This window comes from Kitasatospora sp. SolWspMP-SS2h (assembly GCF_003259315.1).
Classification (GTDB): domain Bacteria; phylum Actinomycetota; class Actinomycetes; order Streptomycetales; family Streptomycetaceae; genus Kitasatospora; species Kitasatospora fiedleri.
In genome coordinates this window covers 116,658-132,699 of record NZ_QLLT01000001.1, presented here as the reverse complement: position 1 = coordinate 132,699, position 16,042 = coordinate 116,658, and the positions used below count along the sequence as shown (strand labels likewise).

General features: G+C 76.4%; 16 protein-coding genes and 1 pseudogene. 8 read left to right on the top strand and 9 right to left on the bottom strand.

Translation table 11 applies throughout. From position 1 onward, the window contains the following. Positions 1 to 9: 9 nt before the first annotated feature. Complete coding sequence (locus K353_RS00525) at positions 10 to 1,470, bottom strand: HtaA domain-containing protein (protein WP_111551537.1); 1,461 nt, start codon at positions 1,468 to 1,470, stop codon at positions 10 to 12. 172 nt (positions 1,471 to 1,642) lie between these two features. Here K353_RS00525 and K353_RS00520 point away from each other — a divergent pair, with 172 nt between their 5' ends. The 3 genes from K353_RS00520 (at position 1,643) to K353_RS00510 (ending at position 4,562) form a co-directional block, all read left to right on the top strand. Then, positions 1,643 to 2,671, top strand: a complete 1,029-nt coding sequence (locus K353_RS00520) for a hemin ABC transporter substrate-binding protein (protein ID WP_233533269.1) — start codon at positions 1,643 to 1,645, stop codon at positions 2,669 to 2,671. Between the two features lie 65 nt (positions 2,672 to 2,736). Beyond that, positions 2,737 to 3,780 (top strand): iron ABC transporter permease, encoded by a 1,044-nt coding sequence (locus K353_RS00515; RefSeq protein ID WP_233533297.1) that lies wholly within the window; start codon positions 2,737 to 2,739, stop codon positions 3,778 to 3,780. After that, entirely contained in the window at positions 3,777 to 4,562 is a 786-nt protein-coding gene (locus K353_RS00510; protein ID WP_111551536.1) for a heme ABC transporter ATP-binding protein, read from the top strand. The genes K353_RS00515 and K353_RS00510 overlap by 4 nt, the downstream gene beginning before the upstream one ends. A gap of 288 nt (positions 4,563 to 4,850) precedes the next feature. Here the strand turns inward: K353_RS00510 and K353_RS00505 are convergent, their stop codons facing one another. Next, entirely contained in the window at positions 4,851 to 5,573 is a 723-nt protein-coding gene (locus tag K353_RS00505) for a hypothetical protein (protein ID WP_111551535.1), read from the bottom strand. A gap of 133 nt (positions 5,574 to 5,706) precedes the next feature. After that, entirely contained in the window at positions 5,707 to 6,405 is a 699-nt protein-coding gene (locus tag K353_RS00500; protein WP_233533268.1) for a TetR/AcrR family transcriptional regulator, read from the bottom strand. Between the two features lie 124 nt (positions 6,406 to 6,529). On the opposite strand from K353_RS00500, the gene K353_RS00495 reads away from it, so the two are divergent. Together K353_RS00495 and K353_RS00490 are read left to right on the top strand one after the other, a co-directional pair. Beyond that, complete coding sequence (locus tag K353_RS00495; RefSeq protein ID WP_305000275.1) at positions 6,530 to 7,711, top strand: FAD-dependent monooxygenase; 1,182 nt, start codon at positions 6,530 to 6,532, stop codon at positions 7,709 to 7,711. 340 nt (positions 7,712 to 8,051) lie between these two features. Continuing rightward, positions 8,052 to 9,497 (top strand): glycoside hydrolase family 6 protein, encoded by a 1,446-nt coding sequence (locus K353_RS00490; RefSeq protein WP_111551532.1) that lies wholly within the window; start codon positions 8,052 to 8,054, stop codon positions 9,495 to 9,497. Positions 9,498 to 9,591: 94 nt separating this feature from the next. Here the strand turns inward: K353_RS00490 and K353_RS00485 are convergent, their stop codons facing one another. The 3 genes from K353_RS00485 to K353_RS00470 form a co-directional block, all read right to left on the bottom strand. Next, complete coding sequence (locus tag K353_RS00485) at positions 9,592 to 9,978, bottom strand: hypothetical protein (RefSeq protein WP_146616358.1); 387 nt, start codon at positions 9,976 to 9,978, stop codon at positions 9,592 to 9,594. Next, positions 9,975 to 10,169 carry a hypothetical protein gene (locus tag K353_RS00480; RefSeq protein WP_111551530.1) on the bottom strand — a complete coding sequence of 65 codons (195 nt, stop codon included), beginning with the start codon at positions 10,167 to 10,169 and terminating at the stop codon, positions 9,975 to 9,977. The genes K353_RS00485 and K353_RS00480 overlap by 4 nt, the downstream gene beginning before the upstream one ends. Positions 10,170 to 10,600: 431 nt before the next feature. Continuing rightward, the gene (locus K353_RS00470) at positions 10,601 to 11,938 is read right to left on the bottom strand and encodes an APC family permease (protein WP_233533267.1); all 1,338 of its coding nucleotides are present in this window, start codon (positions 11,936 to 11,938) and stop codon (positions 10,601 to 10,603) included. A 130-nt stretch (positions 11,939 to 12,068) separates the two neighbouring features. On the opposite strand from K353_RS00470, the gene K353_RS00465 reads away from it, so the two are divergent. Both K353_RS00465 and K353_RS00460 read left to right on the top strand, forming a co-directional pair. Beyond that, positions 12,069 to 12,560: an Lrp/AsnC family transcriptional regulator gene (locus tag K353_RS00465; protein ID WP_111551824.1), complete on the top strand. Its 492-nt coding sequence runs from the start codon at positions 12,069 to 12,071 to the stop codon at positions 12,558 to 12,560. Between the two features lie 128 nt (positions 12,561 to 12,688). Next, entirely contained in the window at positions 12,689 to 13,225 is a 537-nt protein-coding gene (locus tag K353_RS00460; RefSeq protein WP_111551528.1) for a gamma carbonic anhydrase family protein, read from the top strand. A 53-nt stretch (positions 13,226 to 13,278) separates the two neighbouring features. On the opposite strand, the gene K353_RS00455 is transcribed toward K353_RS00460, so the two are convergent. The 3 genes and pseudogenes from K353_RS00455 to K353_RS37070 form a co-directional block, all read right to left on the bottom strand. After that, positions 13,279 to 13,890, bottom strand: coding sequence for a hypothetical protein (locus tag K353_RS00455; RefSeq protein WP_111551527.1), 612 nt, complete (start codon positions 13,888 to 13,890; stop codon positions 13,279 to 13,281). 29 nt (positions 13,891 to 13,919) lie between these two features. Continuing rightward, positions 13,920 to 14,549: a 3'-5' exonuclease gene (locus K353_RS00450; protein WP_111551526.1), complete on the bottom strand. Its 630-nt coding sequence runs from the start codon at positions 14,547 to 14,549 to the stop codon at positions 13,920 to 13,922. 183 nt (positions 14,550 to 14,732) lie between these two features. Further along, positions 14,733 to 14,837, bottom strand: a pseudogene (locus K353_RS37070) (IS5/IS1182 family transposase); the annotation flags it as partial. 364 nt (positions 14,838 to 15,201) lie between these two features. On the opposite strand from K353_RS37070, the gene K353_RS00445 reads away from it, so the two are divergent. Further along, positions 15,202 to 16,023, top strand: coding sequence for a hypothetical protein (locus tag K353_RS00445; protein WP_146616357.1), 822 nt, complete (start codon positions 15,202 to 15,204; stop codon positions 16,021 to 16,023). Positions 16,024 to 16,042 lie beyond the last annotated feature (19 nt).

Genomic DNA, 16,042 nt, shown 5'->3' with positions numbered 1-16,042 from the left:
CGGGGGCGTTCAGGAACGCCTGCGGCGCCGGACGACGAGGGTCGTGGCCGCCGCCACCGCCGCGGCGAGCACCAGGGCGAGGGTGGTGATCAGGGCGGTGCGGGAGGAGGAGGACGTGGCGGCGGCGACGGGCGCGGTGGCCGGGGACGGCGGGGGCGTGGGCGTCGCGCCGAGGTCGGGCAGCGGCGGGACGGCCGCGGCGGGGGTGAGCGGGAGGTTGACGGTGAGCGGGTCCATCTCAGTGCCGGCCGGGTAGAGGTTGCCGAAGGCGCCCGCACCGGCGGCGGTGAGGGTGAGCGGCAGGTCGGCGGCGGTGAGGAGGCCGTTCTCGGTCTTCAGGGCGCTCGCGTCGAAGGTGGCGATCTCGGTGGTGGCGGCGGCGCGGGTGGTGCCGTCGGGGGTGCGGCCGGAGACGTCGACGGTCAGGTGGCCCTCGGTGCCGGCGGCGGTCAGGCGCGGGTCGGCGAGGGTCAGGTCCAGGCCGAGGGTGTCGCCCTCGCGCAGGCCGGTGAAGCGGACGGTGCCGGTGAAGCCCGCGTCGAGGGTGCGGGTGGCCGGGTCCCAGGTGCCGTGGGCGGGCGTCCAGCGGAAGAACGCCCCGCCGTCGGCCGCGCCGCCGCCGAGCTGCCAACCGCCCCGGGCGATCGAGCCGGTGACGTAGTCGCGGAAGGTCCGCCGGACGCCCCAGTCGAGCGCGCCCCGGTCGAGGGCGGTGGCGGCGGCGGTGGCGCTCGGGGCGGCTCCGGCCGCGCTCTCCGGGGCGGCGGTCGGCGTCGGGGTGGGCGTGGGCGTCGGGGAGGGCGCGGCGGCCGGGGACTTGAGCGTCACGGAGAAGGTGAGCGGGTCGAGCGCGGTGCCCGCGGTGTAGAAGCCGCCGAAGGCACCGGCCCCGGCCGGGGTCAGCGTCGCGGGGACGTTGCTGAGGGTGAGGGTGCCGGAGGCGTTCTTGAGCGAGACGCCGGAGAGCGAGAGGTCGGCCAGCCGGGCCTGGCTGGTGCTGGAGGTCTTGCCGGTCTCGCGGGACTTGGAGCTGACGTCCGCGTACAGGGCGGCGCTGCCGTCGGCCGCGGCCTTGACGGTGAGGTGGGAGATCGAGAGGTCGAGCGCGTTGCTGCCGTTCTCCTGGTGGCCGGTGAAGCGGACCCCGCCCTGGAAGGCGGCGGAGAGCGCGCCGGTCGCCGGGTCGTAGCTGCCGGCCGCGGAGTGGAAGCGGAACGCCGAGCCGCCGACGGTGGCCGCGCCGCCGGTCAGGGCCCACGTGCCGTTGGCGATCGGGCCGGTGACGTAGGTGAGGAAGGACTGCTTGATGCCCCAGTCGAGCCGGCCGCCGGAGACCGCCGGATCGGCCGCGGCGGCCCGGCCGGGGAGCCAGGCCAGGGCCAGCAGCAGGGCGAGCGGCAGCACGAGGGCGGTGCGCAGCCGGGCGGCCGGGCGGCGGGGCGGTACGGGGGGCCGTCCGGGGACGGGCATGGCGGATCACTCCTCGGCGGAGGGGAAACGGGCAGGTGGCAAGGGGTGCGGGGGGAGGCGGCCCCCTTGCTCAATTGAGGTAAGGCTAACCTAATATATGAGTCAAGTGTCCCGGCCGTGACCCCCCTCGGCGGCCTCGACGGGACGTCAACGCACCGAGAAAGGCCCGAGGTTGACCCGCACCCTCCGCGACCGGACCAGAACCGCCCCCGCCGTCCTGCTCGCCGTCCTCGGACTCCTGCTCGGCGCCGCCGCCTGCTCCACCGGCGAGGCCGCCCCCGGCGCACCGGCGGCCTCCGCCTCCGTCGCCGCCGACCCCGACCGGATCGAGGCGCTGCCCGACACCCCCGCGCCCCGCCTGCCCGTCACCGTCCCCTCCGCCGACGGCCGACAGGTCACCGTCACCAGCGCGGACCGGATCATCCCGCTCGACGGCAGCCTGGCCGAGCTGGTGTTCAGCCTCGGCCTCGGCGACCGCGCGGTGGCCCGGGACGTGTCCACCACCTTCGAGCAGGCCGCGAAACTCCCCGTCATCACCCAGGCCCACGAGGTCTCCGCCGAGGGCGTGCTCTCCCTGCACCCCACCGTGGTGCTCGCCGACCGCAGCACCGGCCCCGCCGAGGCCGTCGACCAGATCCGCGCCGCCGGCGTCCCACTGATCGTCCTGGACGACGCCAAGAGGCTCGACGACGTCGGCCCCCGGATCGACCGGGTCGCCGCCGCCCTCGGCGTGCCCGAGGCCGGGGCCCGGCTCAAGGAGCGCACCCGGCGTCAGATCGCCGACGTGCAGGCGCAGCTCCCGGCCGCCGGGGCCACCCGCCCCAAGGTCGCCTTCCTCTACCTGCGCGGCAGCGCCTCCGTCTTCCTGCTCGGCGGCCCCGACTCCGGCGCGCCCTCGCTCATCGAGGCCGCCGGCGGCGAGGACGCCGGCACGGCCGCCCACCTCACCGGCGACTTCACCCCGCTCACCAGCGAAGCCCTGGTCAAGGCCGCCCCCGACGCGATCCTGGTGATGACCAAGGGCCTGGAGTCGGTCGGCGGCGTCGACGGCCTGCTCCGCCTCCCCGGCGTCGCCCAGACCCCCGCCGGACTCGACCGCCGGATCATCGCCGTCGACGACGGCCGCCTGCTCTCCTACGGCCCGCGCACCCCCGAGGTGCTGCGCGACATCGCCACCCAGCTGCACCGGGACGCCGAGTGACCGCCACCCTGCCCGAGACCGGTCCGACCGGCCCGACCGGCGGGACCGCCGCCGCCGCGACCCCCCTGGTGAAGAAGGCCGCCCGCGACCGGCGCCCGCTGCTGCTGGCCGGCCTGTGCGCCGCCCTGCTCGCCTGCGCGCTGCTCGCCGCCGGCACCGGCGCCTACGCCATCCCGCTCGGCGACATCCTCGCCTCGCTCGCCCACCGCGCCCACCTCGGCGGCCACGCCCTGGAGCGGGTCCCCGAATCGGTGCTGTGGAACGTCCGGCTGCCCCGGGTGGTGCTGGCCCTGCTGGTCGGCGGCGCGCTCGGCTGCGCCGGGGCGCTGATGCAGGGCGTGTTCGGCAACCCGCTGGCCGAACCCGCCGTGATCGGCGTCTCCTCCGGCGGCGCGGTCGGCGCCGTCAGCTGCATCGTGCTCGGCCTGGACGCGCTCGGCTCCTGGACGGTCACCGCCGCCGCGTTCGCCTCCGGCCTGCTCACCGTCGGCGCCGTCTACGCCATGTCGCGCAGCGGCGGCCGCACCGAGGTGGTCACCCTGCTGCTCACCGGCATCGCCGTCAACGCGTTCTGCGGCGCGCTGATCGGCCTGCTGCTGTTCACCGCCGACACCGCCGCGATCAGCCAGGTGACGTTCTGGCAGCTCGGCTCGCTCTCCCAGGCCGGTTGGACGAAGGTGCTGGCCGTGCTGCCGTTCGCCGCCCTCGGCCTGGCCGTCGCCCCCCGCTACGCCCGCCGCCTGGACCTGCTCGCGCTCGGCGAACGCCCCGCCCGGCACCTGGGCGTGGACGTCGAACGGATGCGGATCGTGCTGATCACCGTGGTCGCGCTGCTCACCGCCGCGGCCGTCGCGGTCAGCGGCATCATCGGCTTCGTCGGCCTGGTCGTCCCGCACCTGCTGCGGATGCTGGCCGGCCCCGGCCACCGCTTCCTGCTGCCCGCCTCCGCCGTCGGCGGGGCGCTCGTCCTGGTCGCCGGCGACCTCGCCGCCCGCACCCTCGCCGCACCCGCCGAACTCCCGCTCGGCGTCCTCACCGCACTCCTCGGCAGCCCGTTCTTCTTCTGGCTGCTGCGCCGCACCCGACGCCGCCAGGGAGGCTGGGCATGACCGTGCTGCTGCAAGCCGACGGGATCGGTTTCGCCGCCGGGGGACGGGAGTTGCTGGCGGACGTCGACCTGGCCGTGCGGGCCGGGGAGATCCTGGCGCTGCTCGGCCCCAACGGCGCCGGCAAGTCCACCCTGCTGTCCGTCCTGGCGGGCGACCAGCGCCCGGCCCGCGGCGAGGTGCGGATCGACGGCCGCCCGCTGGCCGGGTACCGGCCCGCCGAACTCGCCCGCCGCCGGGCCCTGCTGCCGCAGACCCACGAGGTGTCCTTCCCGTTCCCCGCCGTCGAGGTGGTCCGGATGGGACGCGCCCCCTGGGCCGGCCGCCGCACCGCCGACCAGGACGAACGGGCCGTCGCCCGCGCGATGGCCGCCACCGACTGCGCGCACCTGGCCGAACGCCCGTTCACCGCGCTCTCCGGCGGCGAACGGGCCCGGGTCGCGCTGGCCCGCGTCCTCGCCCAGGACACCGCGCTGCTGCTGCTCGACGAACCCACCGCCGCGCTCGACCTGCGCCACCAGGAACTCGTGTTGCGGGTCGCCCGGGAACGTGCCGACGCCGGACACGGCGTGGTCGTCGTCCTGCACGACCTGACGCTGGCCGCCGCGCACGCTGACCGGATCGCGCTGCTGGACGCCGGACGCACCGTCGCCGTCGGCCCCACCGCGGAGATCCTGGACGCCGACCTGCTCAGCCGGGTCTACCGCCACCCCGTGGAGGTACTGGCGCATCCGCGCGGGGGCGCGCCGATCGTGCTGCCCGAGCGCCCCCGGGAAGCAGATTGACGGATCGTCTGCCCGGGAAGATCCCCGGTTGGTGGGCGACCGACCGGGCGAGATCCGGGCCGCGGCGCGGTCCGGGCGGGTGACCCGGGAGGGCGGTCCACATGTCCGCGCCAGGTGCGGGTACCCGCACCAGCAGGAACCGGACCACCCGGAGGCACCACATGCAACTCACCATGCTCCTGCTGCTCACCCCCATGATCCTCGCCGCGGCCGTCACCGCGACCCGCGGCTCCGCCCGCCGCGGCCGCCACCGCGCCGACCCGCGCGGCCGGGAATACTGACGGACCATCACTTCTCGTACCGGACGGTGAAGCGGGTCCCGCCGTACCGGCCCGGCCCGCCGAGGCGCAGCACCAGCAGGGTGCCGCACCGGGCCCGCGCGTCCGCCAGCCGCGCCCGGTCCGCCCGGTCGGTCCGGGTGGTCCGGCCCGGCGATCGGGGCGGGACGCTCCAGCGCCGGTGGCGCAGCCGGCCGGAGCCGATCCCCCGGCGCGGCGCCCGCACCCCGTCCCGGAGCGGGAGCGGCGACCCCGGCCGGTCCCAGTCGATCCGCAGCTCCGGAGTGCCGAACTCCGGGCCGCCGGACCGGGCCGGGCCGTACTCCGCAGGCGGCAGCCAGTCCGCGAGGCCGTACCGCCGGAGCCCGTCCAGGACGTCGGCCACCTCGCCGCGGACCCCGAAGTAGGCGACGGCCCGCAGCTCGCAGGTGACCTTGCGGGCGGCGGGGGAGCCGAAACCCGCGAACTCGGTGCGCCGGGAGAAGGTCTCCGCCCAGTGCGTCACCACGTGCTCCAGCCCCCCGCACGCGCCCACCCGCTCGACCACCGCTCCCATCGCGCGCTCCGCCGCCGCCCGGCGCGACTCCACCCCGGGCGACCCGACCAGCCGCCGCAGCTTCCGCTTCGACGGCCCGCTGAGGTTCGTCCCGCCGAACCGCGCCAGGACGAGCGCCCCGACCAGCCCCAGCGTCCTGGCGCACTCGGTCGCGAGCGACCTCCGCTTCCCCGTCATCCCGCACCTCCGGCTCCACCCTCGGCGAGCCGGGGGCCGGACGCATGAGTACGGGTACTCAGCCGGTGCCGCGCCAGGCCCTTCCCGGGCCCGGGCGAAGGCGTGGAGCGTCCGGGTGCCGGGCGGGGGAGGGTCAGCGGGTGCGGTGGTCGATCAGGGCGGCGATGCCGTCGAGGATGCGGGCGATGCCGAAGTCGTAGGCGTCGTCGCGGCCACCGGGGGGTTCGGCGAGGGCGGCGGCGAGGGCGGGGTAGCGGTCGGCGTGGGTCTGGACCAGATCGCCCAGGGCGCGCAGGAGTTCGGCCTCGGGGGAGCCGTCGCGGGACTGGCGGTGCTGGGCGGCGATGGTGCGGACGTGGCCGACCAGCAGGACGGCGGCGTCCATGCGTTCCGCGCCGGACAGGCCGTGGCCGTCGAGGGCCGCCACCACCCGTTCCAGCCAGGCCAGTTCGCGCGGGCCGGTGGGGCGCGGGGCGGCGAGGGCGTCCAGCAGCCAGGGGTGGGCGGCCAGCACGGCGGACATCCGGTGGGCCCAGTCGGCGAGCTGCTCGCGCCACGGGGCGTCGCTCGCGGGCGGGGGGTCGCCCGCGGCGTGCTCGACCATCAGGGCGACCAGTTCGGCCTTGCCCGGCACGTACCGGTACAGCGCCATCTTGGTGTGGTCGAGCAGCCCCGCGACCCGCTGCATGGACACCGCCGCCAGGCCCTCGGCGTCCGCGACGCCGACCCCGGCGCGGGCGATCGACTCCAGGCTCAGGGACGGCTTCGGCCCCCGGGTCGGCCGGGCGGGCGGGCCCCACAGCAGCCGCAGCGCCGCGTTCGGTTCCGGCACGGTCCCTCCTCGCTCCGCGGGCCGGCCTTGTGCGCGGCCCGGAACTGTGTCTACCGTACACAGCAATGAACCGCGTCCTATGGACGCAGTTTCTCGGCGGCGACGCCACCCGAGGAGGAAGCACGTGCGGATACTGATCTCCGGCGCCGGCATCGGCGGCCCCGCGCTCGCGTACTGGCTCGCCCGGTACGGACACCGGCCCACCGTGGTCGAACTCGCCCCCGGACCGCGGGCCGGCGGGCAGGCCGTCGACTTCCGCGGCCCCACCCACCTGACCGTCCTGCGCCGGATGGGCCTGCTGGACGAACTGCGCGCGCACCGCACCGGCGGCACCCCCATGACCTTCACCGACCCGCGCGGCCGGACCAGGCTGCGGCTGCCCGCCGAGTTCGCCGGGGGCGAGGTGGAGATCCCGCGCGGCGACCTCGTCCGGCTGCTGCACCGGCACAGCGCGCCCGGCACCGAGTACCTGTTCGGCGACACCGCCACCGCCCTGCGGCAGCGGCCCGACGGCGTCCTGGTCTCCTTCCGGCACGCCCCCGAACGGCACTTCGACCTGGTGATCGGTGCCGACGGCCTGCACTCCCGGGTCCGCGCCCTCGCCTTCGGGCCGGAACGGCGCTACGTCCGCCACCTCGGCTACTACGCCGCCACCTGGCCCTTCCCCAACCGCCTCGGCCTGCCCGCCGGCAGCACCGGCATCAACACCCCCGGCCGACTCGCCGCCGCCGGGGCCGACCCCCGCGACCCCGACCGGGCCGGCGCCTTCCTGCTGTTCGCCTCGCCCGAACTCCCCCTCGACCGGCACGACCCCGCCCGCCTCAAGGCCCTGCTGCGCGAACGCTTCGCCGACCTGCCGCACCCCGTCCCGCACCTGCTCGCCACCCTGGACGAGGTCGACGACCGCGACCTGTACGTCGACTCGATCAGCCGCGCCGACGTCCCCGCCTGGTCCGACGGCCGGATCGCCCTGCTCGGCGACGCCGCCTGCGGCGCCACCATCGGCGGCATGGGCACCGGCACCGCCCTGGTCGCCGCGTACGTCCTGGCCGCCGAACTCGCCCGCGCCGACGGCGACCACCGCACCGCACTCACCCGCTACGAACGCACCGTCCGCCCCTACGCCCGGCGCTGCCAGCGCGGCGGCGACCGCACCGGGCCCTTCCTCGCCCCGCGCACCGCCCGCGGCCTGTGGCTGCGCAACACCCTGCTCGGCCGACGCCCGCTGCTGGACCGGATGCTCGCGATGGGGGAGGACATCGCCACCCTCGACCTGCCCGAGCCCGCCCGGGCGCCGCAGGGGTGAGGGGGGCGGCCGCCGGTCCCGTTCCGTCCCGGGTGAAAGTTTCGCGGGGCCGGTCGGCTCCCCGAGACGGCCGGGCGCGGGCGGGACGGGCGCGAAGGGCCTGTTCGACGGCGGTTCGGCGGCGGTTCGGCCCGGTGGCGCGGAGTCAGGGTCGTTCGGGGCGGCGGGAGTTCGCGGTGTCCGGGGCCTGCCGTGAGGGCGGGGCGGGCCGCTAGCATCGGGCGCGGTTCGTTGCGGGAGCGCTCCCACGCTCCGGCTCCCGCATCGGCCCCGGTCAGCATGCCCCCCACCCGGCTGCCGTCCGCCTCTCCCACCCGAGAGCACCCCACCGGAGGACACCGTGCACACCCCCGACCCGCACCGGCACACCCCCGTCCCGCCCGTCCGGCCGACCCGTCGGGCCGCCGCCCTCGCCCTCGCCGCCGCGACCTCGGCCGTCGGCCTGGTGGTCGCCGCCCAGGGCGGCGCGGGCGCGGCCGTGCAGGGCAGCCTCGCCGCCGACACCCAGTTCTACAAGGACCCGACCTCGCAGGTCGTCAAGTGGGTCGCCGCCAACCCCGGGGACTCCCGCACCCAGGTGATCTCCAAGCGGATCGCCAGCCAGCCGCAGGGCATCTGGTTCTCCAACTACCGCCCCGACAGCGTCACCTCCGACGTCCGCGCGGTCACCTCGGCCGCCGCCCAGGCCGGCCAGGTGCCGGTGCTGGTGGCCTACGCGATCCCCAACCGGGACTGCGGCGGCGCCTCCGCCGGCGGCGCGCCCGACCTGCCCTCGTACGACGCGTGGGTCGGCAAGTTCGCCGCCGGGCTGGGCAGTTCGCGCGCTGTGGTGGTGCTGGAGCCCGACTCGATCGCGCTCACCACCTGCCTGAGCGCCCAGCAGCAGAACGACCGGTTCGCCTCGCTGGCCCGCGCCGTCACCACCCTCCACGCCGCCAACCCGAACGCCAAGGTCTACCTCGACGGCGGCCACTCCACCTGGAACTCCGCCGCCGAGCAGGCCAACCGGCTGCGCGGCGCGGGCGTGCTGAACGCGGACGGCTTCTTCACCAACGTCTCCAACTTCAACACCACCGCCAACGAGAGCTCCTTCGCCCGCAACGTGCTGAACGCCCTCGGCAACCCCGGCAACCTGCACGCCGTCATCGACACCAGCCGCAACGGCAACGGCCCGGCGGGCAGCGCCTGGTGCGACCCGTCCGGCCGCCGGATCGGCAACTACCCGACCGCCGCGACCAACGACAGCGCCGTCGACGCCTTCCTGTGGATCAAGCCCCCGGGCGAGGCCGACGGCTGCGCCGCCGCGGCCGGGACGTTCGTCCCCGACATCGCCTACCAGCTGGCGCAGAACGCGCCCGACCCGAGCACGCCGTCCCCGTCGCCGTCCTCGCAGCCGCCCACCTCGCAGCCGCCGACGTCCCAGCCGCCGACCTCGCAGCCTCCGACCTCCCAGCCGCCGACCGGGAACGCGTCCTGCTCGATCGCGTACCGGGCCAACTCCTGGGCGGGCGGCTTCACCGCCGACGTGACGGTGAAGAACACCGGCTCCGCCGCGATCTCCGGCTGGACGCTCCGCTGGACGTTCCCCGGCGACCAGAAGGTCACCAGCGCCTGGAACGCCAAGGTCACCCAGAGCGGGGCCGCCGTCACCGCCACCGACCTCGGCTACAACGGCACCCTGGCGGCGGGTGCGTCCACCGGCTTCGGCCTGCAGGCGACCTACGGGTCGAACAACACCACCCCGACCGCCTTCACGCTGAACGGCACCGCCTGCACCACCTCCTGAACCACCCTCCCCAGCCCCGCCGGCCACCCCCCACCCGAGGGCCGGCGGGGCACCCTTCCGTTCCGCCCCGCCCGCTCCGCCCGCCCCGCGCCGGTCAGGGCCGGAGCTGGACGGCCGTCACCATCACGTAGCCGACCAGCAGCCCGAACAGGCACACCGCCGTGACGTACCGGGGGGTGAACGGCAGCCCCGCCAGCGACGGGTAGAGCAGGACGGCGCCGCCCGCCGCGAGGTCGGCGATGTACAGGCCGTCGGGCGGGACGATGCCGGTGCTGCGGGCGGCCCAGCCGGTGGCGATCAGGAAGCCCGTCAGCAGGGTGAACCCGGACAGCAGCCCGGACCCGATCGCCCCGAGCGTGGGGTGCGGTTCCGGGAACGGCTCGCCCGCCGGGACCTCGGGGCGCAGCCGGTTCGCCACCGCGAGCGCGCCCACCGCGAGCACCAGCGCCCCGAGGGCGCCGAGCAACGGAGCAAGGTTCAACGTCTCCTCCTGGAGAACACGAAGTGCTGCCCGGCGAGGGCCGCGAGCGCGGCCGGCAGCAGGACGGTGACGAGCAGGACGGTCGCCCAGACCGAGGGTTCGAGCGGGCCCGGCCCGGCCGGGGCCTCCGGCGGCGGGGCGGCGACCAGGGTCGAGGAGGCGGTGCCGGGGGTCGGGGCGGGGGCGGCCACCGGGGGCGACGGGCTCGCCGCCGGAGCGGCGGCCGCCGGGGCCGGGGCCGGGGCCGCAGCCTGGGGCTGTGGGTGGGGCGAGGCGGACGGGGTGCGGAGGGGCGTCGGGTACGAGGCGACGGGCGTCGGGGCCGGGGCCGGGAGCGGCGTCGGGTGCGCAGTGGGTGCGGGGGTGGGAACGGGAGTTGGCGACGGGTGCGGCGCGGGTGTCGGCGTCGGGGCGGGGGTCGGGGTGGGCGTCGGTGCCGGGTGGTGGCAGTGCCACGGCCACGGCCAGGGCGGGTGGTGCGGCAGGGGCAGGGAGGGCAGCGGAGGCAAGGGCGGGAGCGGCGGGAGCGGGGGCAGGGACAGGGGCGGCGGGTACGCGCCCGCGGCATGGTCCATTGCCCGATCATCGGACCGTTCCGGTGGTGCGCGGTAGTCGTTCGGGGTCAAACCCCACCGGCCGGTGAACCCTCCCGAGCTGCGGCGGAACGTTCGAACGCGGATCGGTCGCCCGTTCGGTCCGTGGCGGCCGCGGTCAGGGCCACCGCCGCCGCGGCCAGCACCGGCCAGCCGGTCCCGAGCAGCAGGGCCAGGACCGCCGGGCAGCTCGCGGCCGCAGCCAGGCGCGGCGCGCCGGTCAGGACCCGGACCGCCGAGGCCGTGCAGGTCAGGTAGACGGTGAGGAACAGGGCGGTGGGGACCGCCACCAGCTGAGCGGTGGTCAGCACGCCCCGGCCGACCAGGGCGAACAGCGGGACGCCGATGAGCGCGGTCGCGGCCGGTACCGCGAGCGCACCGCGCCGGCCGGCCGCCGCACCGGACGGGAGCAGGGCGTCCAGCAGGGCGGCGGCGCCGGTCAGATAGGTGTTGGTGGCGGCCAGGGTCAGGACCAGGGCCGCGCCCGCGGCCAGCAGCGGGCCCCGGTCGCCGATCGCGGCGCGCATCAGGTCGGCGAGCGGCACGGAACCGCCCGCGCCCGGGCCGAGCACGGCGACCGTCGCGGCGGCCAGGCCCAGGCAGAGCAGCGAGGTCACGGCGAAGGCGATCAGCACCACCCGGCGCAGTTGGCGGCGCGGGTCGCGCAGCCGGGTGGTCAGCGAGGCGGCGGCCTCCCACCCGACGAACGCGAACATCAGCGGCGGCGCGGCCTGCGCGACGCCCGTCCAACCGTGCGGCAGGAACGGCGTCCAGTGCGCGGACCGGGCCGCCGGAGCCGCGCCGATCACCGCGAACAGCACCAGCCCCACCAGGGCGGACACCAGCACCAGTTGCAGCCCGGCACCGGTGCGCACCCCCAGCAGCCGCACCGCCAGCACCACCGCCAGCAGCACCAGCCCCGCCCGGACGGCCGCGCCCCCGTCCGCACCGACGGCCGCCGCCGCGTAGCTCCCGCCGATCAGGCAGACCACCGGCGCCCCCGCGACCACCCCCGCCAGGAAGCACCACCCCGCGGCCCGGCCCGCCCGCGCCCCCAGCCCGGCCGCCGTGTACCCGGCCACCCCGCCGGACGACCCCAGCCGGGTGCCCAGCCCGCAGAACACCGTCGCGATCAGCCCGGACAGCGCCAGCAGCCCCAGCCACGCCACCAGCGAGGCCGGGCCCGCCGCCCGCGCCGCGAGCCCCGGCAGGAGCAGCAGGCTCGGGCCGAGCAGCGCACCGATGTACAGCGCGGACGCCCCGGCGGTGGACAGCAGGGCGGCCGGACGGGAGGAGGCCCGGGAGGCCCGGGAGGTGAGGAAGCGGAGGCGGGGACGGGGGCGGGGCGCGGACGGGGTGTCGGTCATGCCCCGATCCTGGCCCCGATCGCGCGGCACCCGCTGGCGAAATCCGCGCCGCGACGGGGCCCGGACGGCAGATCCTGCCGCGCGCCGGACGTTTCGCGGCACCCCGTGCCGGAGCACTAGGGTGCGGGGCATGCCGAGCCCGCAGTACGACCGCATCGACCGCGCCATCCTGGCCCACCTCCAGCGCCACGGCCGGACGCCCAACGTCGACCTCGCCGAGGCCGTCCGGCTCTCGCCCTCCTCCGCGTTGCGCCGGACGAAGGCGCTGGAGGCGGACGGGGTGATCGCCGGGTACCGGGCCGAACTCGACCGGGAGCGCGTCGGGTTGGGGCTGACGGTGTTCGTGGCGCTGCGGGTGGAGCAGCACTCGCGGGAGACCTCGCGGCACATCGAGGAGTCGCTGTGCGCGATCCCGGCGGTGGTCGCCTGCCACGTGGTGTCGGGCGAGGCGGACTTCCTGGTGGAGATCGCCGTCCCGGACCTGGCCGCCTACGAGCAGGTGCTGCTGGACGAGATCCTCGCGGTCGGCCCGGTCCGCGACGCCCGCTCCACCTTCGCCATCCGCACCGTCCGGTCCCGGGGGCCGCTGCCGCTCGACCACTGGCCGACCCGACGGGGGTAGGGCGGGGGCGGGTACCCGGGCTACCGGTGGGTACGGAAGACTGGGCCGGGGCGGCGGACGCCGTCGTCCCAGCGCTCCGCCGTCCTGCCGTTCCGTCGTCGCGTCCGTCCCGTACCGGAGGTGCCACCGTGGCCGAACCCCTGATCGCCGCCGTCGGCGGACTGCACCCGCAGGTCGACCCCGACGCGTTCGTCGCGCCCGGGGCGGTCGTGGTCGGGGCGGTGACCGTCGCCGTCGGGGCCAGCGTCTGGTACGGGGCGGTGCTGCGCGGGGACGCCGAGCGGATCAGCGTCGGCGCGCTGACCAACATCCAGGACAACTGCACCGTCCACGCCGACCCGTCCTTCCCCGCCGTCCTCGGGGAGCGGGTCTCGGTCGGCCACAACGCCGTCCTGCACGGCTGCACGGTCGAGGACGACGTGCTGATCGGGATGAGCGCCACCGTGCTCAACGGCGCCCGGATCGGGGCCGGTTCGCTGGTCGCGGCCGGCGCGGTCGTCCCGCAGGGCATGCGGGTGCCGCCCGGGTCGCTGGTCGCCGGCGTCCCCGCGAAGGTCAAGCGCGAACTCACCGAGGAGGAACGGGCCGGCATCCGGGCCAACGGAGAGGGCTACCGGCTGCTGGCCGCCGCCCACGCCCGGGACGTCCCCGGGGCGGGCCGCTGAGGCCCGGCCGCTGATCCGGTCCCGGCCGTTGAGGTCCGGTTCCGGGCGGCGGCTCAGAAGACGAAGCCGACGACGCCGAAGCCCGGGCGCTTCTCCACCTGGCGCAGCCAGCCGACGACGTCGGAGACGGCGTCCGCCACGGCGGGCTCCAGCGACGGGGCGTGGCCGTCCCGCTCGGTCTGCTCGAACTGCTCCAGCGCGGCCAGGCACTGCTCGTGCGTCCACTCGCCGCAGCGCGGCAGGTCGTCCGAGGGGATCCCGCTCGGCAGGCCCCCGTGGTAGCCGAACTCGGCCACCGAGACCGCCGTGATCCGCAGCGCCCGCAGGCCCTCGTCGACCGTCTCCAGCCAGGAGCCGCGGAACGGCGAGAAGCCGGAGTTGTCCAGGAAACTGCCGGTCAGCTCACACAGGCGCTTGTAGGCGTAGCCGTACGGGAAGACGTACGAGGAGTCCGCCGGGTAGGGGCCGCCGTGCACCACCGCGTGCAGCGCCTCCGCGGCGGTCGGCGCGCCCTCCGCTATCTCGTCGGAGAACCAGTCGTCGTCCGCGGCGAGGCGGGCGCCGAAGCGCTCGCCGATCATCCGGAGCAACTGCTCGTCGCCGGAGCCGACCAGGCCGCGCACGGCGGCGGTGTCGATCAGGAAGGGGCTCAGGGAGGAACTCATGTGATCACCCTAGGCGCCTTGACCGACAGTCAACTCGGGCGGCCGTCACCGCAGGCCGCGACCGGGCTCATCGGGCTGCGTCCGGGCGCGGCGTCCGGCGGCCAGTGGCCGGAGCGGGCCAGGGTGAGGACGAGGGCGGCGATGTTCCAGGCGTCGTCCGCGCCGCTGTGGTGGCGGCCCTCCAGCGGGAGGCCGGCCAGTTCGAGGGCCTGCGCCATGCCCGGGCGCCGGCGCAGGCCGCGGGCGTCCGTGAAGACCGCCTTGGCGTTGGTGTACCGGTGGCCGAACGGGTACGCGGTGCCCGTGGCCCGGCACTGGCGGGTGAACTGCCGCTGGTCGTAGTCGCCCCAACTGGCCCAGGGCCGCTCGCCCGCCCGGTGCTCGGCGGCCAGCAGGCGGCAGGCGGTGGAGAACGGCAGGCCGGTCTCCACCTCGGGGCCGGTCAGGCCGGTCAGTTCGGTGCAGAAGGCGCTGACGGTCGAGCGCCGGGGGCGGACCAGGACGCGGTGCCGGCCGACCCGCTCCAGGGAGTCGAGGTCCACCACCGTCAGCCCGATCTCGATGATCTCGCTGACCTGGCCGGGCGGCGGCTGCCCGTCCCAGCAGGTGGCCTCGATGTCGACCACGTTCAACAGCCCCCGCGGCAGCCCGTGTTCCATGGGGGGATGATGGGCGGAGCCCGCCGCGCCGGTCAATCCGATATCGCCGCCGCCGCCGCAGCCGCCACCGCCGACCGGCCGCAGTCAGTGGTGGCCGGGCGTCGCGACCGGGCGAGGCGTTCCGCCCGGTGAGGTCGGGGACGCGGCACTGACCGGTCGTCGCCCTGCGCGGGGACGTCGGAGCCACGCGGCACCGGTCCGCAGCACCTGGATGAGACCGGCCAGGGCCGTCCGGTCCGGGACGCGCGGTCGCCCGGGGGCCCGCCGGCACCGGGTGATGCCCGGCGGCGGGCCGCTTTCCGCCGCTCGGGCACCCGCTGCCGTCGGTCCGGAGCGGCGGTCCGTCGACCGTCAGGCGGTGCCGGGTGAACGGGTGGTCACGGGGCCGGGAGACCGCGGTCGGGGCCGTGGAGCAGGCCGCCGGTCAGGCGTCGCACCACCGGCGGCAGCAGCGCCGCGCACCACGGCCCCGCGTTCGCTCCACCCTCGGTGCCTTCGGACCCGGCCGGCCCTCGTCGGCGTCGTCGGCGGGTTCGGCGGCACCCGCTCCGGCTCCACCCGGCCCAGCCGGAACGCGGAGGTCCCCTCCACCCGCTCCAGCGCCTCGCCCCGGCTTCGGTGACCTGGCCGCGGGATCCTCGTTGGAACGATCATGATGTTGACCCATGACCCGTACCGCGGCCCGTCCGAGAGCGCTCCCGCGCAGCGCGCACTCCCACCAGCGACAGCCGGAGGCACCGGCACCGGCACCGGGCAGGAAGGGCTGGAGCGCATGATCGCGCTGCCCGCCGCCGCCACCTTGGGCACCGACCACCACATCGACGGTGCCCAGACCCTCGCCCGGCTCGGCGCGGACCGCGTCTACATGATGGGCGACAACCCGGCGCTGCCACCGATGCCCGCCAGGCCCACCCTGGCGGACTTCTTCCGCCTGCGGCTCGCGCAGGATCCTTTCACCGCCCTGCACCTGATCCACAGCGCCCGCCGCGCCCGCGCCCTCGACCTCGGCGACGCGGTGGTCACCGCCTGCCTGCTGCACGACATCGCCGTCGGCGGCCTGCTGCGCAGCCACCACGGGCACTGGGGCGCCCAACTGGTCGCCCCCTACGTCAGCGAGGAGGTCGCCTGGGCGATCCGCCAGCACGAGGTCCTCCGCTTCTTCCCCGACCCCGCGGTGGGCTACGACTACCCGCAGGCCTACGACGCGTTCTTCGGCGCCGACTACCGCCCGCCCGAGCACGTGCGGCACGCCTACCGTCAGGCCCGTGCCCACCGCTGGTACATGACGGCGCGGCTGGTCACCCTCAACGACCTCTACACCTTCGACTTCGACCCGGCCGAGGCGATCGACATCAGCGAGTTCGAGGACGAGCTCGGCCGCTGCTTCCGACAGCCCCGCGAAGGGCTGGGGTTCGACGACTCGCCCTCGGCGCACATGTGGCGCACCATGATCTGGCCCAACAACTTCCTGTAGCGGACTCCCTGTAGCGCGG